The following is a 21,695-nucleotide window of genomic DNA, read 5'->3' as shown; positions in this document are numbered from 1 at the left end:
GGCTGAAGCGTGCCCGACGCCGTTGACGTGCGAAGACCTCGACGGAGTGAACCGGGGCGGACCGCGTTGCGGTGACCGCCGGCCGTGCACGAGCATCATGGCGCCGGCCCACCGCCTCTGCAGGGAGATCATCGTGCCCGACGCCACCGTGGTGGAGGAACGCCCGCTCGCGGCCAGCGAGTTGGCCTTCGCCTCGTTCGGTACGCCGATCTGTTTCACCCAGCGGCTGCGGGGCCGTCTCGACCTCGACGCGCTGGCGGCCGCCGTCGGGGACCTGCTCGTCCTGCACCCTGTGCTGTCCGCGCGGATCGTGGCCGTGGACCAGGGGCACGTCCTGCGGCTGGACCCGTCGGTGCCCGGCCCGCGTCTCGGTGTGGCCGACGGCATCGAACAGGTCGGGGCGCCCTACGCGCCGGACACACCGCTGCTCAGGGCCGTCGTGACCGAGGAGGCGGAGGACCGCCACCGGTTGGCCCTGTCGGTGCACCACGCCATCAGCGACGGCGTCAGTGCGCTGACGCTGCTGCACACCCTGTGGCGCAGCTACAGCGAACGCGTCACTGGCCGGGCGCCTGTGCTGCCGCCGCGTACCGCCGGGTTGCCCCGCCCCGTCGAGGAGCACTTCCGCGCCCGGTTCTCCGCCGAGGAGCTGGCCGCATTCCTCCGGGACCGCTCGGCGCGGATGCGGGACATCGTCCCCGCGTGCATCCCCGCCCTCGCGGCCGGCCACGGCACGCCGGCGCAGGCCGGCGTCCACCGGCGGCAGGTACGGCTGTCCGCCGGGTCGGTCGGCCAACTGACGCGCCGGGCCAAGGCGGCACGCATGAGTCTGCACGCGCTGGCCTGCGGCATCGCCCTGCGCGCGGTCCACTCGCAGTCGCCTCACCCGGACGAAACCGTCCCCATGACGTGCCTGTCCACACTGGATCTCCGGCGGCGGCTCAGGCCGCCCATGCCCCCGCACGAGATGGTGCTGGCCGCCACCGCAGCGGAGGCCGTGGTCGAGGTGGGGCCCGACGTCCATCCGGTCGACCTCGGACGCCGCGTACTGGAGCAACTGCGCGAAGCCGTCCTGAACAACACGGTGCAGAAGGCCATCGCCGCGACCGCCGAGCTGATGGACGACGTGGCGCACGCTCCGATCAGCGTCCTGGTCAGCAACCTGATGACCAAGACTCCGCCGCTGGAGCTTCCCCCGGACCTGAGGTCCGACCCCATCGACGGGTGCGCCCTTCCCCCCGGCCCCCTGCCCTCCGTCTTCCTCACCGGCAGCCAGGACGACTCGGCGGGCCTCGACATCACCGTGGTCATGGCCGCGGACTGGTTCACCGCACGGCAGACCGACGACCTGGCCGACGCCATCGAGCGGGCTGTCCACCACGCGCTGACTGAATAGGCGCGGCGGACAGCGGCGCAGTTCCCGCCAGGACCTAGGACACCTGACGGCGGTGCAGGCGCAGATCGAGGTTGCGGGGTTCGATGATGCTGCGCCCGATGAGGGTGACCGGGCGGGACGTGGCGGGGGTCAGCTTCCAGCCGGCCAGGATCGACGCCAGGGACAGGATGACGTTCATGACGGTGAAGTCGTGTCCGATGCACTTGCGGATCCCGGTCCCGAAGGGCACCAGCTCCATCGCCCGCTCGGCCTTGGCCCACGTGCGCCCGTCGCCGGTCCAGCGCCCCGGGTCGAACCGGTCGGGCTCGGGGAAGAGATCGGGCCGGTGGTGAATGACGTACGGACTGATCAGGATGTCGGCACCGTCGGGCACACGGTAGGTACCCAAGGACGTGTCCGTGACGGCGGTCCTGCTGAACAGCCACGCGGAGGGCCTGATCCGGAAGGCCTCGGTCACCACGGCCATCAGGGTCGGCAGCTGCGGAAGGTGCTCGTGCCGTGCGAGGCCGTCGCCGCACACCTGCTGTGCCTCTGCCGCGACGGCCGCGTCGAGATCGTCGTCCACCGAGAGGTAGTACAAGGTCCAGGCGAGCATCGCGGCCGTCGTACTGATACCGGCGATGAACATGGTCATCACCTGCTCGCGTACTTCCGTGTCCGACAGCGCGTTTCCGTCGCCGTCCTCGGCGAGGAACATGGACAGCAGGTCGCCCTGGTCGGTACCGGCCCGGCGGTAGGAGGCGACCGTCGCGTCGATGTGCGCGTACAACGACTCCCGGGCCTGTACGTAGCGCCGGTTGCTCGGCAGCGGGAGGCGGGCGATGCCGGGCGCGACCATACGCAGGAACGCGCCGCTGACCAGGACGTCCACGTCACCCAGCGTGCGGCCGATCGTGTCGGCGTCCGCACCTGTGTCGGCGAACCATGACCCCAGCATCGTCGAGACGGTGATCCGCATCGCCAGTTCCTGCATCAGCCGGCGCACGTCCAGAACCTGTCCCTCGCGCCACTCCTGAGTGACCGCCGTGATCTCGCGCCCGGCCAGCTCCGCGTACCCGGGCAGTTTGCTCGGGTGGAAGGCCGGCTGGGTGAAGCGGCGCAGCCGGGTGTGCTTGGCGTTGGGGCAGGTCGCCAGGCCGTCTCCGAAGAACTCGGAGATGTTGTCGAAGAAGGGGCCGCCCTTGTCGAAGTCGCGGTGGCGGCGCACCAGGATCTCGGAGACCAGTTCGGGACTGCAGACCACAAAGGTGGGGCGCGGACCGAGCCGGATCTCCACCAGGTCGCCGTAGGACGGCAGCCGGGCCAGGAACCGGGTGGGGTCGACGAGCAACTGCCGCAGGTGGCCCACGCCGGGCAGCGCACCGGGTGCGCGCGGGGCGGGAACGAGGGATGCAGGGAGGCTTGTGGTCGCCATCGTTCAACTCCCCGCGCTCACGAGCAGACCGGACGCCCAGTCGGGCATGACGCGGTGCTCGTCGTGCCGTGTGGTGATGCGCTCCCACTCGTAGTCACCGCAGATCCAGTTATGAATGATGTCCGCGTAACCCCGCAGCGCCACGCGCCGGCTCTCGTCGACGGACCGCAGCAGTCGTGACAGTGCTCTCTCCTCCAACTCCGCCAGTTCGTCGACCTTTTGCTGAGCGTGGCGGGACGCCTCGGCCAGCGCCTCCTGCCGGGTGCAGCCGCGGCTGCGCTGGATGAGGTGGATCGCGTTGTGCCCGCCGGTGACGTCCTCGTGCCTGAGCGACATCGAGTCGTTCCTCAACGCGACTACGTCGGCGCCCAGTTGACGCATGCGCCGCAGCACCGGGTGGTGCCACAGCTCCGGCGGCACCTCGGTGCCGCCCCATTTCTCGCCCAGGTCGTTCTGACCGAAGGCGCACGTCGTGGCCGCCCGCAGCGAGAAGTAGTCCGCCAGGTCGCGGTGGGCGAATCCCGTCGTACGGTCCATCGCCTCCGTGACCTGGGAGGAGAAGTACGACGTCCAGTTGAACGCCACGCGCGTGCGCAGCGGCAGGGACATCCCCCGCACCATCCGGCTCCACAGATCGGCGAAGGCCCGCACCGTCGGCGCAGCGTGCGGCTGCGGTCCGGTCGCGCCGTGCAGGATGCCGATCAGGGCGTTGCAGACGGCCGCCACCCTGCGGGGATCACGGCCGGCCTCGCCGTCCAACTGGTCGTCGAACGGAAGGAAGTACCAGCCCATCATCTGTGCCGCCGTACAGCAGTCCTCGGCACTGGCGTGGGGATAGAAGAAGGCGGCCACTTCGGCCAGTCGCCAGTCGACGAAGTCCTGCGCGGCCTGCTCGCCGTCCAGCAGGCCGGATCTCCGCATCCAGTCGAGCGCGCTGTCGCGCGCCTGATCCAGATGGGGGTTGACCCGCAAGGGCCACGGGACGGTGAAGACCGCTCCGGTTCGCGTCACGCTCAACTGCTCCTTCGGTCGACTCCCCAGGATGGTGCGTTAGCAGGATTGCGGACTGCAATTCCATCCCGGAGGGTCCACCCCAATGGACGAGCGTGCGCGGAGGGCGGCCGCGCGCCCCACGCTGATCTTGTGTCCGAATACACCGAAGTTTCCTGACCGAATCGGCAGTTCGCGGCCCGGCGGGACTTCCGGCGTGGCGTGGGGGCGGGACGTCGCGAGCGGCCCCGCAACCGGGCGTGCGATATCACAGTCATTGCTATCGCGAAGATCGCGTGGTGCGACAGAACGGGAGATCACGGCATGACACAGGCAGCGCAAACCGATACGGATACGAATTCGGATACGGAGCGGGCACTGCCCGAGCGGCTCGTCGCTCTGCTCACCGGTCACCTCGAAGTCGATGTGGCGCCCGAGCAGTTGACCGCCACGACGACGTTCGAAAGCCTCGGGATGGACTCGATGTCGTTGATGGAACTGGTCGTGGCGGCGGAGCAGGAGTTCGGGATCGTCCTGGCCGAGGGCGAGTTGGACCTGTTCCCGGCCTCCACGCTAGGCGAGGCGGCGCGGGCGTTCGAGCATGCGGCCTGAGATCGCGGTCACCGGGCTGGGCCTGGTGACTCCGGCGGGGCATACGGCGGACGCGAACTGGGCGGCGCTGTGCCGGGGCCGCTCACTGGCCGCCCCTGATCCCGAACTCGCCGGGCTGCCCGTCGACTTCTCCTGCCAGGTGACCGGATTCGACGCCGCGGCCGAACTCGGCCGGTCGCTCGCCCGGCGCGTGGACCGGTACATCCAGTTCGCCCTGGCCGCCGCCCGACGGGCCGTCGCCGACGCCGCGCTGGACACCGGCACCTGGCCGGCGGAACGGGTCGGGGTCGTGCTGGGCGTCGGGTCCAACAGCCTTGCCACGTACGTCACCGAGTTCTGCCATCTCGGCGCGGACCGGCCCGAGCGGGTCTCGCCGCTCGCGCTGCCGCGCAGTGTGCCGAGCATGGCAGCGGGCGAGGTCGCGATCGACCTGGGCGCCCAGGGGCCGAACTTCACCACATCCAGCGCCTGTGCCTCGGGCGCGACCGCGATCGGTGTCGCGCGGGACCTGCTGCGGTCCGGCACGTGCGACATCGTGCTGGCCGGAGGAAGCGAGTCCGCGCGCTCCCGTATGACGGCCACCTGCTTCACCCGGATGCGGGCGCTGTCCCGGCGGCGCGAACACCCGCAGCTGGCCAGTCGGCCGTTCGACGCGGCACGGGACGGCTTCGTGCTCGGAGAGGGCGCCGCCGTCCTCGTACTGGAACGCCTCTCCCACGCCCGCGCCCGCAGGGCACCGGTCCAGGCCGTGCTGCGCGGCTACGGCGCCGGCGCGGACGCACACCATCCGGTCGCCCCGCACCCGCACGGGCACGGAGCGGTCCGGGCCATCCGCGTCGCACTGGAGGACGCGGCGTGCGATCCGGGAGACGTGGGCCTCGTCAACGCGCACGGCACCTCCACGCCGCACAACGACGCGGCCGAGGCCGCGGCTCTCACCCGGGTCTTCGGAACGGACCCGCCACCCGTGACAGCCGCCAAGGGCGTGATCGGCCATGCTCTCGGAGCGGCGGGGGCGATCCAGGCGGCGTACACGGTCCTCGCCCTGCGCCGTCGGACAGTGCCGCCCGTGGCGAACTTCGAGGGCCAGGACGGCGATCACAAGCTGGACATCGTCGCCGGCCGACCGCGGCCAGTAGCCGACAAAGCGGGCCTCAGCTGCTCGTTCGGCTTCGGCGGCCAGAACGCCGTCCTGTTGTTCACAAGCGACTGACGAGAACCGGGTGCGGGGGAAACCCCATGGGCGAAGGGACGGCGGGGTCCTCGCAGCGTGCGCCAGGCAGCGCCGAGGCCCGGTCCGGGAAGACGGGAGACGCCGGTCGTGGACGGTGAGGTCAGGTCGGCGTGACGCGGCTTCGGGGCGGCGCGGCTGCGGGCACCCTGTACAGGGCTTCGAGACCAGGCTTCGACCAGCGACAGTCCGGAGTACGGGGGCATGGCCCCGGAAAGGAGAGGGCGCACATGTCCGTCGCCACGGCGCTCAAAACCGCCATAGCCCAGGCTCAGTTGCAGGGGTACGACCCGGCCGAGGTGGACCACAGCGGAAACGTCGCACGGTTCGGGAGGATCCTGGCTGCCGGCAGGCGGACCTGGGGAGAGGCTGCTCAGGCCGTGGCCTGCGACCCGCCGGACTTCCGGGGGGGCGGGAGACCTGCTGGGGACGAAGCTCACGTTCGAGGACACCGGCGGGAACGTGTACATCACGGTTTTCGAGGAGCACGTGCGCCTCGCCGTGGACGCGCGGGCTTCGGGCCACGCCACGGCCGACGACGACCTCACCCTGGCGCTGGCGCCGCTGCGCCGACTGCTGGCCAAGGCACAGGAGGGACCCCTCACCGCCGTCTACGGAGTCCTGACCGACGCGTACGAACAGGCCGAACTGCCCGGGCGGATCGCGGGTCTGGGAGAGCGGACGCGGCGCAGCCGCACCTCATGGGGCAGACGGCGGCTGGAAGGCCGGTCGGCCCGGATGGAGGCCCGGTCGGCCGAACTGGAGGCCACGCGGGCGGAGCGGATCGCAGAGGCACAGCGGCGGGTCGCCGCCTTCGTCTCGGACCTCGACATCACCATCGCCTTGTTCGAGAACTCGTTCGGACTGGAGTGCGCTCTTGGTACGCCCGGCGCCCAGGCCGCGCCGCACCCCTCGGATGCGGGACCTTCCTTTCCGGAGCTGATCCGGGTGGAGGAGCCGTGGACGCCGAGCACCGAAGTGCACCTCGATCTGCAGCTTCGTGTCTGGCGCACGGCTCCGGACCGGCTCGTGGTCATGTTCGCGGGCTACGAACCGGCCGGCCACAACCTCGCCCCGCTCGTCCACCAGATCCTGACCGAACACCCCGACGACTCGGTCGAGTTCCTCTACGAAGAGGTCACCAACGCCCTCTCCATGGGGTACTACGCGACCCTCACGGTGGAGGACGACGGGACCGTGACCGAATCCCGACTGAACGACGCTCCCGCCCTGACCACCCTGCACCAGAGGCTGGGCCCCAGCCTGGTCGAGACCGGCCGCCCGGCAGACGAACGGGGCGTGTACGGCGGGCCGTGACACCGGACCCACGGGAGGGTACGAGTGTGTGCCGCAGGAGCCGACCAGGAAGAATCCGACGACGTCGCCGTCGTACTGCTTCTCCAGGTGCTGCACCGCCGCGCCCGCCAGGCTGTCGGCGGAGGGACCGTCGTACCCGCACGGACATGACGCCAGAGGCGGTTCCGCCTGATCCATCCGCGCCACAGAACAGTGCGCAACGGTCTTGCCTCCCCGTCCCCGGGCCCGTTACGTTGCGGCGGAGTTCTGGCCAGGTGCGCGGTGCGTCCGGCGCGTCGAGGCTCGGGGTACGGAACGGACATCGGGTGACAGGTCGAGGCAAGGACCGGCAGGAAGCGCAGCACGGCCTGCTCACGAACATCGCCGCCGAGGCGGGGGTCTCGCTCAGCACCGTGTCCAAGGTGGTGCACCGGCGCCGGGACGTCGGTACGGCGACCCGGGGCCGGGTCGAGGAACTGCTGGTGCGGTACGGATACGTCCGCCCATGGGAGCGGGGTCCTGCGACGCCACGGCAGATCGTCGTCGTCTTCCGTGACCTGTCCGGCCCGTACACCCTGGAGGTCGCCCGGGGCATCGTGGACGCGGCCGGTGAGTTCGGCATCGACGTGGTCACCGGGACGACGAGCCGACGGTCGATCTCCGGGTGGCTGGAGGAGTGCGTGTCACTCGGCGCGGCGGGGATCGTGATCGTGATCTCCATGCTGGCCGAGGAGGACCAGCGGCGGATCGTCGAGCAGCGGCTGCCGGTGGTGCTGATCGACCCCCTGAGCGCGCCGTCGGAGGACATTCCCAGCATCGGGGTGACGAACTGGAGCGGGGCCCGGGACGCCGTCCAGCATCTGCTGGCGCTGGGGCACACCCGGATCGGCATGGTCGCGGGCCGCTCGCACTCCCTGGCAGGGGCGGCGCGCGTGCACGGTTACCGGGCCGCGCTGGAGGAGGCCGGGGTCGCCTACGACCCGGCGATCGTCCGCTCGACCGACTTCGACTACACCGAGGCGCTCGCCGCGAGCCTGCAGATCCTGCGGGCCGGCGACCCGCCCACGGCCGTCTTCGCCGCCAGCGACGCGCAGGCGCTCGGCGTGCTGGAGGCCGCCCGGCAGCAGGGGCTCTCCGTACCGGACGACCTGTCGGTCATGTCCTTCGACGACACGCTCGTGGCGGCCATGGCCTGCCCGCCGTTGAGCGCGGTGCGCCAGCCGTTCGAGGAGCTGGGGCGCGAGGCCACCCGGGTGCTGATGGATCTCGCCGAGGGCCGCCCGCCCGCGGCGCCGCGCATCGAACTGGCCACGGAACTCGTTTTGCGGACCTCGACGTCCCCGCGCAGCCGCGTCAATACTCCGTAACCCGCAATTCCGCGAAACCCTTTCGCAACGTGCCGGTGACAGCGCGATGTCGCCTGCGAATACTGGCGTCCTGCCCCGCACCCCTTTCTCCCTCCCCACGGAAAACCGTGGAACCCCATGGAAACCCCTGCCATGCATGGAAACCCGTGCACCGCATGGAGCCCCATGGACCGGGGTGCGCTGTTCCCCCGGTGAAAGGAACGCCGTTGAAAAGATCCTGGGCGCGAAAGGTTTTCGCTTCGGCGACGGCCTTCGGCATAGGCGTGGCAATCGCCGTCGCCTCCGCGACGAATGCGTCGGCGTATCAGCCGAGTCCCGCGAATTTGTATACGGCGGACAACACCGCCGCGTGCAACAAGAGCCCGTGCGTGCTCTACCCGAAGTCGGCCCAGTTGCCGGACGGCCGGCTCGTGGCCACGTTCGAGAACGACCAGACCGCTCCGGTGGGCCAGACGCTGCCCGTCTACAAGAGCGACGACAGCGGCACGACGTGGGCGAAGCTGGCCGACGTCAAAGCCCCGGCATACCTGTCCAGCGACAGCGCGTACGCGAAGTACACGAGCAACTGGACCAACCCGTATCTCTACGTCCTCCCGCAGGACGTCGGAAACCTGAGCGCCGGCACGCTGCTGCTCGCGAGCATCGTCTCCGGCGACGACTACTACTACGAGGAGCAGAAGGCCGCCAGCTCCAGCTGGACGCCGACCAGTGACGGCGACCGCAAGGACGTGGCACTCGCCCTGTACGCCAGTACGGACGACGGCGCGACTTGGAGCTTCGAGAACATCATCGCCGCCGGCGGCTGGCAGGGCGGCAGCGCGGGCAGCGTCGGACGCGTCTCCACGGCCAACACCCACGCCCAGGTCGACCCCGTCTGGGAGCCGCACCTGCTCGCCCACAACGGCACGCTCATCGCCTACTACTCCGACGAGGACGACTACACCGGCTACGACACCAGCACCGGCGCTCCGACCCTCGACCCGGACAACGACACGGCGACGGACTCCGGCGGCCAGGTCCTCCTCCACCGCACCTGGAACGGCAGCGGCAGCACGTCCTGGAGCAGCCCTGTCGTCGACGTCCCGGGCTCCACGGTGAGCATGGGCAGCGGAAAGACGGAGATCGGCGGCGGCCGCCCGGGCATGACGACCATCGCCCCGACGACCGACGGCAAGTGGCTCCTGACGTACGAGTACTGGGGCGGCGGGACGAACGTCCGCTACCGGATCTCCGACGACCCGACGAAGTTCTTCTCGGCCACGGACACCGCGATCACCTCGCTGCCCGTGCCCTCGGGCGGGAGCGCGCTGTCCACCGGCGGCAGCCCGGTCCTCCTCCCGATGCCGGACGGGCGGATCGTCTACAACGCCGCCGGGAGCGGCGACGTCTGGGTCAACGAGTCCGGGCTGAGCACCGGCACCTGGAAGGAGTACAAGACGCCGATCGCCGCCGGATACAGCCGGAATCTCCAGTACGTCGACGGCACAGGACGCGTCCTGATCCTCCAGGCGTCCTGGAGCGGCACCAGCGTCGGCCCCGTGAAGTACGCCGAGGTCGACCTGGGCCGCTCCGACGGCGCGTACTACAGCCTCGTCAACCGGCTGACCGGGCAGGTGCTCAGCACCGCGTCCGGGAAGACCCAGGACGCGAACCTCACCGGGAACACCCCGGACCTCGTCCTGAGTGCCGCCGACTCCACGGCCGACACCCAGCGTTGGCACCTGACCGCCAAGGGCAGCAACGTGACGCTGCTCAACAAGGCCGGGGGCCGCTCGGTCGCCATCTGGACCGGCACCGCGACGGCCGGGCAGAAGCTGGCCCAGTGGGTCGACGACGGAGCCACCGACAAACAGTGGACTCAGGTCTCGTCGTCGACCAGCGGGTACTACAAGCTCCGCTCGGTCCTCAACACCAGCCTGTACATGACCGGTTCGACGGCGGGCGGCTCCGTCACCGTGGCGGCGGCCACCACCGACGGCTCACAGGACTGGCAGCTCGTCCAGGACCCGCTCCCCACGGCCTCGACCTTCACCCTGAAGGGCACGTACTCCGGCCGCTGCCTCGACGTCCCGAACGGTTCGACGGGCGTCCAGGTCCAGATCTACGACTGCTCGGGCAACGCCAACCAGACCATCACCCAGACCACGGCCGGCGAACTGCGCGTCTCCGGCAAGTGCCTGGCCGCGAACGGTGACGGCACCACCGCGGGCACCACGCTCATCCTCTGGGCCTGCAACGGAAAGTCCAGCCAGAAGTGGTCGTTCCGCGTGGACGGCACCATCGTCAACCGTTCCAACGGTCTGGTCATCGACGTGACCGGCTGGGGCACGGCCAACGGCTCGAAGGTCGAGCTGTGGACCGGGCTGGGCAACGCCACCCAGCAGTGGACACGAAGTTAGTCGCACCGGTTCAGGAAAGGCTTCAAAAGGGGGCGGCGCCACCGGATCCGATCGACCGGTGGCGCCGCCCTCGCTCACGCGTCCCCGCGGCTCACTCCCGTTCGACGGTCACCGGCACGGCGTGCTGCCGGAGGACCGTCGCGTCCCGCTCCTCGCCGACGAGCCGCACGACCTCCCGCACCGGAGTGTCCAGGCTGGAGGAGCCCGCGTGGAGCACGATCTCGCCGGGCTCGACGATGCGGCGGCCGGCCAGGCCGGTGAAGGCCAGGCGGTCGGTGTGGACGTGGAAGCCGACCGTGGCCCGCTCGCCGGGGGCGAGAGCCACCTTGGCGAAGCCGAGCAGGGCGCGCACGGGGCGCGTGACCTGGGCGACCGGGTCGACGGCGTACAGCTGGACGGTCTCGGCGCCCGCGACCGTCCCCGTGTTCCGCACCCGCGCGCGGACCGTGAACTCCCCGTCCGTCGGCACCTGTTCACGGTCGACGGCGAGCAGGTCGACCTCGAAGGAGGTGTAGGACAGGCCGTGGCCGAAGGGGAACGCGGGGGTGGGGTCGAGGTTGGACAGGAAGCTCTGCCGGTCGGCGAGCGGCGGATGCAGGTAGGTGTAGGGCTGGCCGCCCGGCGAAGCGGGGATCTGCACAGGCAGCTTGCCGCTGAAGTTCGCCTTTCCGGCGAGAAGTTGGGCCACCGCCCGGCCGCCCTCCTCGCCCGGCAGGAACACCTGCACCATGGCCGCGGCGGCGGACGCGAACCGGCCCACGGCGTAGGGCCGGCCGCTGCTGACGATCAGCACCACGGGCTTCCCGGTCGCCAACACCGCCTCGACCAGCTCCTCCTGGACACCCGGCAGCCGCAGGTCCTCGACATCGCAGCCCTCCCCCGAGGTGCCGATGCCGAACATCCCCGCCTTGTCGCCGACGACGAGGACGGTGACGTCTGCGGCGGTCGCGGCCGTCACGGCGGCCGGAATGCCGGAGCCGTCCATGTCCCGGATCGGGCAGCCCTGGACGAACTCCCACTCCACAGACGGAAGTTCCTCGGCCAGCGCGGTACGCAGGGAGACCGCCTCGACCCCGTTGCCGAGGTCGTCGCGCTCGGCGAGGACGTGGTTGGGGAAGCTGTAGCAGCCGAACATGGTGCGTACGTCGTCGGCGCACGGGCCGATCAGCGCGATCCGGCCGCCGGCCGGGAGGGGCAGGGTCCCGTCGTTGGACAGCAGGACGGCGCTCGACTGGGCGACGGCGTGGGCGAGTCGGCGGCTCTCCGGCTTGTCCAGGTCCAACTCGCCCGCGCGCAGGGCGACCGGGCGCGGGTCCCAGTCGGCGTCCAGGAGCCCCAGCTCGGCCTTCTGCCGCAGCACCCGGCGTACGGCGCGGTCGACCAGGCCCTCGTCCACCGTCCCGCGCCGTACGGCATCCACCAGTGCGTCGCCGAAGCCTCGCTGGTCGGGCAGTTCGACGTCCATGCCGGCGCGCAGGGCGAGCGCCCCGGCGTCAGAGAGGTCGGCGGCCACCCGGTGGGCGCTGACCAGGAAGGGCAGGGACCAGTAGTCGGAGACGACGGTGCCCTCGAAACCCCAGGCGTCGCGCAGGACGTCGGTCAGCAGCCACCGGCTGGCGGCGGGTGCCTCGCCGTCGATCTCGGCGTACGAGTTCATGACCGAGCCGACGCCCGCGGCGACGAGCCGTTCGAAGGGCGGCAGGATGACGTCGAAGAGCTCGCGTCGGCCCGCGTGCACCGGGGCGTGGTTGCGGCCACCCATGGAGGCGGAGTAGCCGGCGAAGTGCTTGAGGGTGGCGTACACCCCGGCGCTCTGCAGACCGGTGACGTACGCCTCCCCCATCTCTCCCACCAGGTACGGGTCCTCGCCGTAGGTCTCCTCGCAGCGGCCCCAGCGGTAGTCGCGGATCACGTCGACGACCGGGGCGAGACCCTGGTGGACGCCCGCCTCGGCCATGTCGGCGCCGATGGCCTCGCCGACCCGCCGGATCAGCTCCGGGTCGAAGGTGGCCGCCATGCCGAGCGAGGTGGGGTAGATCGTCGCGCCGTAGGCGGTGAAACCGGTCAGGCACTCGTCGTGCGCCATGGCCGGGATGCCGAATCTGCTCTGCTCCATGACCTGCCGCTGGTGTTCGGCGAGGAGACGGGCGTGTTCGAGCGCGGGCCGGGGCAATGTGCCGTAGGGGCGGGTGAGCTGGCCGAGGCCGTGCCGGGCGGTCTCGTCGAGATCGCCGACCCGGCCGAAGTGGTTGCTGCCCGGGGCCACTTCCGGGCCGTCGGCCTCGATGTCCTCCCAGGTGCTGCTGAGCTGCGCGACCTTCTCCGGGAGGGTGAGCCGGGCGAGCAGCGCCTCGACCCGGTCGGGGGTCGGGAGGGTGGGGTCGGCCCAGGGCCGGTCGCCCTCCCGCTGGGGGGTGCCGCCGTGGTCCGGGATGGTGGTGGTCGTCATTCACGACTCCTGGGGGAAGTGCGCGGGCACGCCGACGGGGCCGGGCGCGCTGCCCGGCCGTCGTGCGGGGTGAACTACCCGGCGGTATGGGCTACTTGGAGAAACCGGCGGTGAGACCGGCGACGAGCTGGCGCCTGGCGAGGATGAACAGCGCGAGCATCGGAAGGGTGGAGAGCACCACCGCGGCCATCGTGGCCGGTACGTCGATGCCGAACTGGCCCCGGTAGAGGGTCAGCGCCAGCGGCAGCACGGCCTTGTCGCCGCTCTGGGTGAGGATGAGCGGGAAGAGGAAACCGTTCCAGACCTGGAGGCCGTCGTAGACGGCGACGGTCATGAGTGCCGGGCGGGCCAGGGGTGCCGCGAGCGAGAAGAGCATGCGCCAGTCGCCGGCACCGTCGACGATCATCGCCTCGAACAGGGAGCGGGGCACGTCGCGCAGGAAGCTCACCAGGATCATCACGGTGATCGGCAGCGCGAACGCCGCCGAGGGCAGGACGATCGCGAGCAGGCTGTCGTACAGCTGCATCCTGATGATCAGCAGGTAGACCGGGATGATCACCGCTTGGAGAGGGATCGCCAGGCCCAGCAGATACAGCCGGAAGGACACGCGGGACAGGCGGCTTCCTGCGCCCCGGACGATCGCGAAGGCGGCCATGAGGGCGACGGTGACGGTGACGACGACCGTCCCCGCGGTCACGACGACGCTGTTGAGCAGGTAGGTCGTGAAGCCGCCGTCCAGGACCGCACGGTAGCTGTCGAGCGTCGGGTGGCCGGGCAGGGCCAGCGGGCTGTCGGCGGTGAAGTCGGCGCGGCTGCGCAGACTGGTCACCACCAGCCAGTACACGGGTACGACGACGATCGCCGCCCAGAGGAGCGTGGCGCCGCCGGTGAGCGCGCGCCGTGCCCAGCCAATGGCCGTGCGGCGGCGGGCGGGACCGGGGCGCGACGGCGCTGCCGGTCGTCCGGCGGCGCGGTTGCGGCCGGTGCCCGTACGGGGGTCGGTGTCGTGGACCTTGGTCACGGTGGTGCTCACATGCCCTCCTGTCGGCTGTCCATCCGGGTGAAGCCGGACAGGCGGGTGGTCAGCAGCGACAGGCCGAGGCCGAAGACCACCAGGAGGGTGGCGACGGCGCTGGCCCGGCCCATGTCATGGGCCTGGAATCCGGTGATGTACATGGCGAGGGGGAGGACGCGGGTGGCGGTGCCGGGGCCGCCGGTGCCGCCGGACAGGACGAAGACCAGGTCGAAGTAGGTCAGCGAGCCGACGAGCATGAGCGTGCTGGAGGTGACCATCGTGTACTTCAGCTGCGGGATGGTGATGTGCAGGAAGCGGGCCATGGGCCCCGCGCCGTCGAGGGCGGCGGCCTCGTACAGGGCCGTCGGGATCTGGCGTATGCCCGCCTGGTAGAGCAGGGCGTGGAACGGCACGAACTGCCAGGCGATCACGAAGATCACCGTGTACAGGGCCAGGTCCGGCGAACCGAGCAGCGGCTTCGCCAGCCAGTGCAGGCCGGGCGTGGCACCGATGCCGAAGGACGGATCGAGCAGCGCCTGCCAGGTCAGGCCGACCGCCACGGCGGACAGCAGCAACGGGAGGAAGAAGAGGACGGCGAACAGTGCCCGCACCCTGCCCCTCGGTGCCTGGAAGACACCGAGGGCGAGGGCGATCGGCGTCTGCACCAGCCAGCTCACCACCATCACCTTGACCGTGAGCCCCAGCGCCTGCCAGGTGGCGCTGTCGGTCAGGACATCGCCCCAGTTGGCGAGGCCGGCCCAGCCGATGGAGCCGAGGCCGTCCCAGCGGGCGAGGCTGAGCGCCACCACCCCGACGAGGGGAACCAGGCCGAACAGGCCGAAGAGAAGCAGTGCGGGGGCGGCCATGAGGAGACCGCTGCTGGGGGCGCGGCCTCCTCTGCGGCGCGCGGGGATGGTGACCGTCACGACCCCGCCTTGCTCATGTTCACACCGAAGTCGCCGGGCGAGATCTGGCGCAGGAACGACTTGTCGGTGTTGGTCAGCAGCGGGTCCGCCTGATCGGACGGCAGCGCCTGGTCCCAGGAGAGCTGGAAGCCCGGAGCCTTCTCCACCAGGTTGTAGACGAAGGTCAGCCACGCCTTGTCGGACGACGACTTCACCGCGGCCAGCTTCGACTCCAGGCCCTTGACCGGCGGCACGCTGCCGGCGGCGAGGTAGGCGTCGACCTGGGAACCGTCCAGGACGTAGTCCTTGAGGTACGTGAGGGCCGCGGACCTGTGCTTGGTCGACGAGTTCAGCGACAGGAAGTTCGAGGGGTTGCCGACGATGCTGTTCGGGTCGCCGGCACCACCGGACAGCGACGGGAAGGCGGTGTAGCCGAGGTCGCCCTTCTTCAGGAAGTCGGGCGCGGCCTTGGCGATGTTGGCGTACTCCCAGGTGCCCATGACCTCCATGGCCGCCTTGCCCGTGTAGAGCAGGGCCGTGGAGGCGCCCTGGTCGTAGCTGACGGAAGAGGCGTTGTCCCCGAAGGCCCCGGCCTTCGCCAGGTCCTGGAGGTACTGGTTGGCCTTGGTGACCGACGCGTCCTTCCACGCCGACGTGTCACCGGAGGCGATCTTCGAGAACGCCTGGGAGCCGCCTTGGCGGTCGAGCAGGTACTCCAGGTACATCAGCGTCGGCCACTTGGAGTTCGCGGCGAGGGAGAGCGGCGTGACGCCCTTGCCCTTCAGCTTCTTCACGGCCGCCAGCAGGTCGGCGTACGTCTTCGGCGGCTCGACGCCCGCGTCGGCCAGCACCTTCTTGTTGTAGTAGAGGACGACCGGAGCGAGGCCGTTGGCGGGCACGCCGTAGACCTTGCCGTCGAAGGTGGCGCTCTGCATCACGCTCGGGGTGAACCGGTCCGTGTTCGCCTCGGCCGCCGTCAGCGCGTCGACCTTGCCGGCCTTGACGTAGTCGTCCAGGGCCCCGCCGCCCCAGCTGAAGAAGATGTCCGGGGCCTGGTTCGCGCCGAAGGCGACGCGCAGCTTCTGCTTGTAGTCGTCGTTCGCGAACAGCCGCAGGGTGATCTTCTCGTCGGGGTGGTCCTTGTTGTAGGCGTCGACGGACTCCTTGAGGATCGTCTGGTCGTTGAGCGCCCACATCGTGAGGCCCTTCGCGGACGAGCCCTCGGACGATCCGGACGGTCCCGAAGTCCCGCACGCGGCAAGGCCCATGGCCGCCGTGAGGGTGACCGCGGACGCGACGACGCGTCGAATTCTCGGGCTTCCGAGATTTCCGTTGACCGGTATTCCCCGCATGGTGTGCCTCTCTTCTTCTCACATGCCGTCGGTGAGCCAGGCGGATCGGAGACCGGTACGAAAGCCTTTCGGGGGCCACGCTGCCGACGGACTGCCTGCTGGCCGGGACACTGACACGGAATTCACGGCCGCGACAAGGACGGGAAATACCCCGGTTACGAAATACTTTCGCGGACCTGTGTCCCTGCGGGAAAAACAGGCGCCGGGCGCCTGCCGCTCATGCCGGCTGCCGCCCGTGCGCGAGGTGCGGGAGAACCGGCGCCGGGCAGTGGCTTCTCACCCGTCTGCGGGCGACCCCGCACAGTTGGGGAAGACCACCCGGAGCCTTTGCACCCTTCGGTTCTGGCGGAACATGAGCCAGGCGAGGGTCGGCGGGCAGGGGTCGGGGATACCGGCGGGGTTGGTGACGTCCATCTCCCAGATGGTGATGTCGCGGCTGGCCACTACATGGCGCAGGTGCTGGGTCACGCCCTTTTCCCGGGTCCGCCGCATGGCCGGGAAGGGATGGCTGCGCTCGCCCGGCGCGCTGAGGATGCCGACCAGTTCGGTGTCCGTCGGCCACAACTCCAGGATCTCGCTGGGCTGTCGGCCGCGCCTGGCGCCCTCCAGCGTGACCTCGGCCTCGTGCCGGCTGTCCTCGGTGAGACGGGAGGCATCGTCGTGGGCCTCCGTGGCGGTCGTCAGCAGCACCTGGGCCAGCTTTCCGCGGGCCTGGCTGAGCCGGCTGCGCACCGTGCCGACCGGTACCTCGCAGGCGTTGGCGATCTCCTGGTAGGAGGTGATGCCGCTGAAGTGCCGCAGCATGAGCACCAGCCGGAGCTGCTCCGGCAGTTCCTCCATCGCGTCCCAGATCCAGTCACGCATCGCGTGCTGTTCGACGACCCGCTCGGGGTGCGAGGCCTCGTGGTCGCGAGGGTGCAGGTGGTCCAGGCCGTCGAGGCCCGTTGTCTCCCGTGTGGCGCGCAGGCGCATGCGGGAGTTGTTGCGCACGATCGCCCGCAGCCACGCGCCCACGGCCGCGGGATCCCGTACGTCGCCGATGCGCCGCAGCGCGGTCAACGCGGCGTCCTGCACCGCGTCCTCCGCGTCGTGGCCGTAGCCGAGCAGGCTCATCGCCACGGCGCGCATCGGCGCCTGGTGGCGGGCCAGCAGCAGACCGAGCGCCGCGGTCTCACCGGCCTGGGCCCTGCGGGTGAGTTCCGCGTCCGTGGGAGGGCTGAGCGCTGTCATGTCGTGCGAACACCTCCGTGGCGACGGGTGACGCGTCATGGACCGTGTGGTGCGGGGTTCGGCCCGGCGGGGCTTCGGCGCACACCGCCGGCCGAAGCCCCCGGACATGCCGATGCGTGCATCATGCCCCGGTCATGAGAGCTCCGGCAGCCAGCTGCCGTGGAAACCGGCCGGGACGGGGTACGGCAATTCCACCACCGCCTGGACGGAGAGCTCCTTGGCGTCGAGGACGAGCAGTTCGCCCGCCGCACCGTGGTCGTCCGAGACGAGCGACAGCAGCCAGCCCTCGTCCTCGCCGGTGCCGTACGCCGCCGGAACGAAGACCGCCTCTCCCGGGTAGCGGCTGCCGGGCGTCCTGTGGATGTGGCTGGTGCCGCGCGCGAGGTCATGCTTGACGACGCCGTCGCCGGAGACGGTGTACAAGAAGCGGTTGGGGCGCCCGGTGAGGCTCTCGTTGTGGGTGGGGAACTCGGCCTCGCGGTCGTCCAGCCGGGACTCGGTGACGCGGCCGGCCACCGGGTCCAGCGTCCAGCGGTACAGGACGGAGGGGCCCTGGGGGTGGCCCGGTTCCCTCACCCCCGCCAGGCCGTTCGGCCCGGTGGGGCCGCCGATGTCCGACCAGGCGTGCTGGAAGCCGGCGGGGTCGTGGCGCACCGCGTCCAGCACGATCCGCCCCTGCGCGTCCTCGTGGGCGTTGCCCACGTGGAAGACGTAGCAGGGATCGATGTCGTACCACCTCACCTCGGTGCTGCCGGGTGTGCGGGACATGATCCCGAGCCGGGCGCCGTAGCCCTCGTCCCATCGGTAGGGCATGCCGCCGCGTCCGGCCAGGGTGGGGTCGAAGACGACGGGGAGGTCCATCCAGACGATGTGGTGCTCGGTGTTGGCGAAGTCGTGCATCATCGTCGGGCCCGGCACGTCGACCGGCCGGCTGTCGAGCAGTTCTCCCTCCGCGGTGACCCGGTGGTAGGTGAGGTACGGCGGGGCGAACCCGGTCCCGAACAGGTGCAGTTCGCCCGTGACCGGGTCCTCCTTGGGATGCGCGGTCATCGCGGTGGTCAGCCGCCCGCTGAAGTCGTACGGCCCGACGGTCTCCAGCGTGTCGGTGACCCAGTAGGGAAGGCCCACCTCGCACAGGGCCAGCACGGTGTCCGCGTGCCGGATCACGTGAGTGTTGGCGGGCGTCGCGGCCAGGTCGACGGTGAAGTCCTCGCGGATGAAGGGGTGGCCCTCCAGTTCCCGGGTGCGGACCCACCGGTTGCGGTACCACTCGGCGCGACCGCCGCGCAGCCGGATGCCGTGGAGCATGCCGGGGCCGGTGAACCAGTGGCCCGGGTCCTCGCCGGGCAGCGGGTTGGGGCCGTTGCGCAGATAGCGGCCGTCCAGGTCGGGCGGCAGCGAGCCCCGCACGGTGAGACCGGCCGCGCTGTACTCGTCGGGGACCGGGGCGAAGCGGCCCCGGACGTAGAGGGGAAGAGTCGTCTCGTCGGTCATGCCGCCGGCCCGGGTGACCGGACAACGCCGTGTGCCGCGACGGCGTAGCCACGCGGCCCCTCGCGGAGGTTCCTCATTCGGTGTCCCCCGAGAAGACGGCTGACGCGGCCTTCTTGACGATCGCGACGACCTCACCGGGCTTGGACACGTACACGGCGTGGCTGCCGCCGGTCTCGGCAACCGTCGCTCCGGCCCGCTCGGCCATGGCGCGCTGGGCCGGCGGCGGAATCATGCGGTCGTCCGCCGCCACCAGATAGAAGCTCGGCTTGGCGCGCCAGGCAGGTTGGGTGACGGTGCCGCCCAACGCGTCCACGCCCCAGGGCACTTGGGAGTCGGCGAGGAACCGGGCCTCGTCGGAGGGCAGGTCCCCGGCGAAGGACGCGGCGAACTTCTCCCGGTCGAGGAAGAGGAACCCTCCGACGGGCGCCAGGATCGGCGGAACCGGCGCTCCGGGCGGCGGGTCGGCGATGAGGGTGCTCACCGACTCGTCCTTGTCGGGCACGAACGCCGCGACATACACGAGCGCGGTCACCTTCTCGTGGTTGCCCGCTTCGGAGATCACCGCACCGCCGTAGGAGTGCCCGACCAGTACGGTCGGACCGTCCTGAGCGTCGAGGATCCGCCTGGTGGCGGCGACATCGCCTTCGAGGGAGAGGGTGGGGTTCTGGACGACGCCGACGTTGTAGCCGTCCGCCCGGAGCAGGTCGTAGACCCCCTTCCAGCCCGACCCGTCGACGAATCCGCCGTGGACGAGAACGACGTTCCTTGCTTCCGGGGCGGTACTCCTGGCTTCTGGGACGGTACTCATGATGGGCCGGCTCCTTCGGTGCGGTGAGTTGTTGGTCGCGAGGTCGCGGAAGTCATGCGAGGCGAAAGGGGCGGCCGGGACGGCCTATTGGGGCCTATTGGGGAAGGGCCGTCACCGGTGCCTGGTCCCGCAGCCGCGCCTGGGCCCGGGCCGGCCAGACCTTCGTGAAGACGGCGGGGCCGACGAGACCGATGACATGGGCGGCGATTCCCATCCAGGCCGGGGCGTCCACCGTCCCGCAGACGGCCAGGCTGACGCCGATGAAGGTGAAGCCGGCGCCCCACGCGCTGGTGATGTGGTTGTTGACCCGGATGAACTCCGGCATGTCCCAGTACTCGCGCGGTGTCTGGCGCTTGGCGATGCCCAGCGTGAAGGGGCGGCGGATCGCCAGGGTCCCCCAGGCGGTGGCGGCCAGCCACGCGAAGGAGACGACGTCGGTGTGGTCCGCCAGGGCCGAACCCGGATCGGCGACGGAGACGGCGCCCACCACGACGAAGTACACGACCGTGCTGATCTCCAGGACCAGGGCGTCGGAACCGACCCCCCGACGGCGGTCCTGGAGAAGAAGCAGCAGCCCCGAGACGAGACCTGCGATCGCGCCCCAGCGCCAGTCGAAGGACGAGATGACGCCGGCGATGATCCAGGGGATGAATCCGCGCAGATAACCCATTGAGTGTTCCTTGGTGACAGGAAAGGGACGGCTGTGGATAGGTGTTGATCCGAAGCCGTTCGGTGACCGACTCCGACTAGATGCAGGGCGAGCGTCGAAGTTCGAACCTGGGAATGTGACGCTCGTCACAGCCACTGTGCCGTCCCGTCTCCCTCCAGGCGTCACCAGTTGACGGCGTCGTCCATCGACTGCTGCCAGTACGTGACCTTGAGCGAGTCGTCGACGTAGACGCCCTTCGCGGGCAGTGAGGGGTGAGCGCCCGAGCCGACGCTCTCGTTGCCGGAGCGGCCGCGGAAGTAGACGGCCAGGGACTTCTCGGTGTGGCCGTTCGAGCCGCTGCCGTCGGTGGCGGACAGGCTCACGGAGGCGTAGCCGGACTCGCCCGGCTCAAGCGTGACGACTGCCTGCGGCTGCGACTCCTCGATGACCGGAGGCACGGCCTGGGCCTCGCCGAAGCGGATGGCCGGGTAGCCGTAGAGGTAGCAGGTCTTGCCACCGGTGTTGGTCACCGTGAGCAGCATGTGGTTCACGGGGCGGTTCAGCGGGGCCGCGACCGTCTTGGTGTTGGACCCCTCGCAGGTGACCGGCTTGCCGGAGGAGACGGGCGTCTTCGACGCGGAGGTGCCCGTGGCGGGCCCGGTAGTGGCGGTGGCGGGCTTGCCGTCCGAGGAGGAGGAAGTGGAGGGAGAGGAGGAGTTGGAGCCGGAGCCGGAGCCGGAGCCGGAAGTGGACGCGCCGGAAGGGGAGTTCGCGGTCGTGCTGTTGGCCGAGGCGCCCTCGTCGCGGGCCCCTGTTCCGTCGTTGCACGCGGTCAGGGAGAGCGCGGCGAGAACGACGGTCGCGGCGGCGCCGACGAGACGAGTGCGGGAGGCGCGGAGGTTGGACATGTGGCTGTGCCCCTTCGATGTTCGGGTGGGGGTGGTGATTGGATGACCGAAGCTTGTGAGGTGATCCGTCCCAACCGCCACGCACGGCGGGCAGTTGGGGACGCTGGAACGCCGAAACGCGCTCTGACCAGGGAGAAAGCAGTGGCCCTGGAACGCGCGAATGGAACACGGGGATAGGGG

At 70.5% G+C, this 21,695-nt stretch carries 18 protein-coding genes; 7 read left to right on the top strand and 11 right to left on the bottom strand.

Translation table 11 applies throughout. The annotated features are described in order from the left end of the window. The first annotated feature begins 133 nt into the window (after positions 1 to 133). Positions 134 to 1,396: a phthiocerol/phthiodiolone dimycocerosyl transferase family protein gene (locus tag OG975_RS25025; RefSeq protein WP_406331593.1), complete on the top strand. Its 1,263-nt coding sequence runs from the start codon at positions 134 to 136 to the stop codon at positions 1,394 to 1,396. A 34-nt stretch (positions 1,397 to 1,430) separates the two neighbouring features. On the opposite strand, the gene OG975_RS25020 is transcribed toward OG975_RS25025, so the two are convergent. Together OG975_RS25020 and OG975_RS25015 are read right to left on the bottom strand one after the other, a co-directional pair. Beyond that, entirely contained in the window at positions 1,431 to 2,810 is a 1,380-nt protein-coding gene (locus OG975_RS25020; RefSeq protein WP_406331592.1) for a cytochrome P450, read from the bottom strand. 3 nt (positions 2,811 to 2,813) lie between these two features. After that, positions 2,814 to 3,821 carry a terpene synthase family protein gene (locus tag OG975_RS25015; protein WP_406331591.1) on the bottom strand — a complete coding sequence of 336 codons (1,008 nt, stop codon included), beginning with the start codon at positions 3,819 to 3,821 and terminating at the stop codon, positions 2,814 to 2,816. A gap of 303 nt (positions 3,822 to 4,124) precedes the next feature. Between OG975_RS25015 and OG975_RS25010 the strand changes: the two genes are divergently transcribed. The 6 genes from OG975_RS25010 to OG975_RS24985 all read left to right on the top strand — a co-directional run bounded on the left by OG975_RS25010 (position 4,125) and on the right by OG975_RS24985 (position 10,705). After that, positions 4,125 to 4,412 carry an acyl carrier protein gene (locus OG975_RS25010; protein WP_406331590.1) on the top strand — a complete coding sequence of 96 codons (288 nt, stop codon included), beginning with the start codon at positions 4,125 to 4,127 and terminating at the stop codon, positions 4,410 to 4,412. Then, positions 4,402 to 5,625 (top strand): beta-ketoacyl-[acyl-carrier-protein] synthase family protein, encoded by a 1,224-nt coding sequence (locus tag OG975_RS25005; RefSeq protein ID WP_406331589.1) that lies wholly within the window; start codon positions 4,402 to 4,404, stop codon positions 5,623 to 5,625. The genes OG975_RS25010 and OG975_RS25005 overlap by 11 nt, the downstream gene beginning before the upstream one ends. A 480-nt stretch (positions 5,626 to 6,105) precedes the next feature. Continuing rightward, positions 6,106 to 6,960 (top strand): hypothetical protein, encoded by an 855-nt coding sequence (locus OG975_RS25000; RefSeq protein WP_406331588.1) that lies wholly within the window; start codon positions 6,106 to 6,108, stop codon positions 6,958 to 6,960. Positions 6,961 to 6,984: 24 nt separating this feature from the next. Continuing rightward, positions 6,985 to 7,110 (top strand): hypothetical protein, encoded by a 126-nt coding sequence (locus OG975_RS24995; protein ID WP_406331587.1) that lies wholly within the window; start codon positions 6,985 to 6,987, stop codon positions 7,108 to 7,110. A 155-nt stretch (positions 7,111 to 7,265) separates the two neighbouring features. Continuing rightward, complete coding sequence (locus OG975_RS24990) at positions 7,266 to 8,306, top strand: LacI family DNA-binding transcriptional regulator (protein WP_406331586.1); 1,041 nt, start codon at positions 7,266 to 7,268, stop codon at positions 8,304 to 8,306. 368 nt (positions 8,307 to 8,674) lie between these two features. Next, a complete protein-coding gene (locus OG975_RS24985; protein ID WP_406331585.1) occupies positions 8,675 to 10,705 on the top strand; it encodes an RICIN domain-containing protein in 2,031 nt (676 codons plus the stop codon). 91 nt (positions 10,706 to 10,796) lie between these two features. Here OG975_RS24985 and OG975_RS24980 read toward each other — a convergent pair whose 3' ends face one another. The 9 genes from OG975_RS24980 to OG975_RS24940 all read right to left on the bottom strand — a co-directional run bounded on the left by OG975_RS24980 (position 10,797) and on the right by OG975_RS24940 (position 21,515). After that, positions 10,797 to 13,154 (bottom strand): glycoside hydrolase family 3 N-terminal domain-containing protein, encoded by a 2,358-nt coding sequence (locus OG975_RS24980; protein WP_406331584.1) that lies wholly within the window; start codon positions 13,152 to 13,154, stop codon positions 10,797 to 10,799. A gap of 91 nt (positions 13,155 to 13,245) precedes the next feature. Continuing rightward, positions 13,246 to 14,187, bottom strand: coding sequence for a carbohydrate ABC transporter permease (locus OG975_RS24975; RefSeq protein ID WP_406331583.1), 942 nt, complete (start codon positions 14,185 to 14,187; stop codon positions 13,246 to 13,248). Continuing rightward, on the bottom strand, positions 14,184 to 15,035 hold the full coding sequence (locus OG975_RS24970) for a carbohydrate ABC transporter permease (RefSeq protein WP_406336445.1): 852 nt from the start codon (positions 15,033 to 15,035) through the stop codon (positions 14,184 to 14,186). Before OG975_RS24970 ends, OG975_RS24975 begins: the two co-directional genes overlap by 4 nt. A 56-nt stretch (positions 15,036 to 15,091) precedes the next feature. Next, the gene (locus OG975_RS24965; protein ID WP_406331582.1) at positions 15,092 to 16,426 is read right to left on the bottom strand and encodes an extracellular solute-binding protein; all 1,335 of its coding nucleotides are present in this window, start codon (positions 16,424 to 16,426) and stop codon (positions 15,092 to 15,094) included. A 276-nt stretch (positions 16,427 to 16,702) separates the two neighbouring features. Further along, positions 16,703 to 17,656, bottom strand: coding sequence for an RNA polymerase sigma factor (locus OG975_RS24960; protein WP_406331581.1), 954 nt, complete (start codon positions 17,654 to 17,656; stop codon positions 16,703 to 16,705). A gap of 132 nt (positions 17,657 to 17,788) precedes the next feature. After that, positions 17,789 to 19,150, bottom strand: a complete 1,362-nt coding sequence (locus OG975_RS24955) for a carotenoid oxygenase family protein (RefSeq protein ID WP_406331580.1) — start codon at positions 19,148 to 19,150, stop codon at positions 17,789 to 17,791. A gap of 73 nt (positions 19,151 to 19,223) precedes the next feature. Continuing rightward, positions 19,224 to 19,958, bottom strand: a complete 735-nt coding sequence (locus OG975_RS24950; RefSeq protein ID WP_406331579.1) for an alpha/beta fold hydrolase — start codon at positions 19,956 to 19,958, stop codon at positions 19,224 to 19,226. 94 nt (positions 19,959 to 20,052) lie between these two features. Further along, positions 20,053 to 20,628 (bottom strand): hypothetical protein, encoded by a 576-nt coding sequence (locus OG975_RS24945; protein ID WP_406331578.1) that lies wholly within the window; start codon positions 20,626 to 20,628, stop codon positions 20,053 to 20,055. A gap of 161 nt (positions 20,629 to 20,789) precedes the next feature. Then, positions 20,790 to 21,515 carry a DUF4232 domain-containing protein gene (locus OG975_RS24940; protein WP_406331576.1) on the bottom strand — a complete coding sequence of 242 codons (726 nt, stop codon included), beginning with the start codon at positions 21,513 to 21,515 and terminating at the stop codon, positions 20,790 to 20,792. Between the last annotated feature and the right edge of the window lie 180 nt (positions 21,516 to 21,695).

The organism is Streptomyces sp. NBC_00203 (genome assembly GCF_045206325.1).
GTDB lineage: Bacteria > Actinomycetota > Actinomycetes > Streptomycetales > Streptomycetaceae > Streptomyces > Streptomyces lutosisoli.
This window is presented reverse-complemented; position numbering and strand designations above follow the sequence as displayed.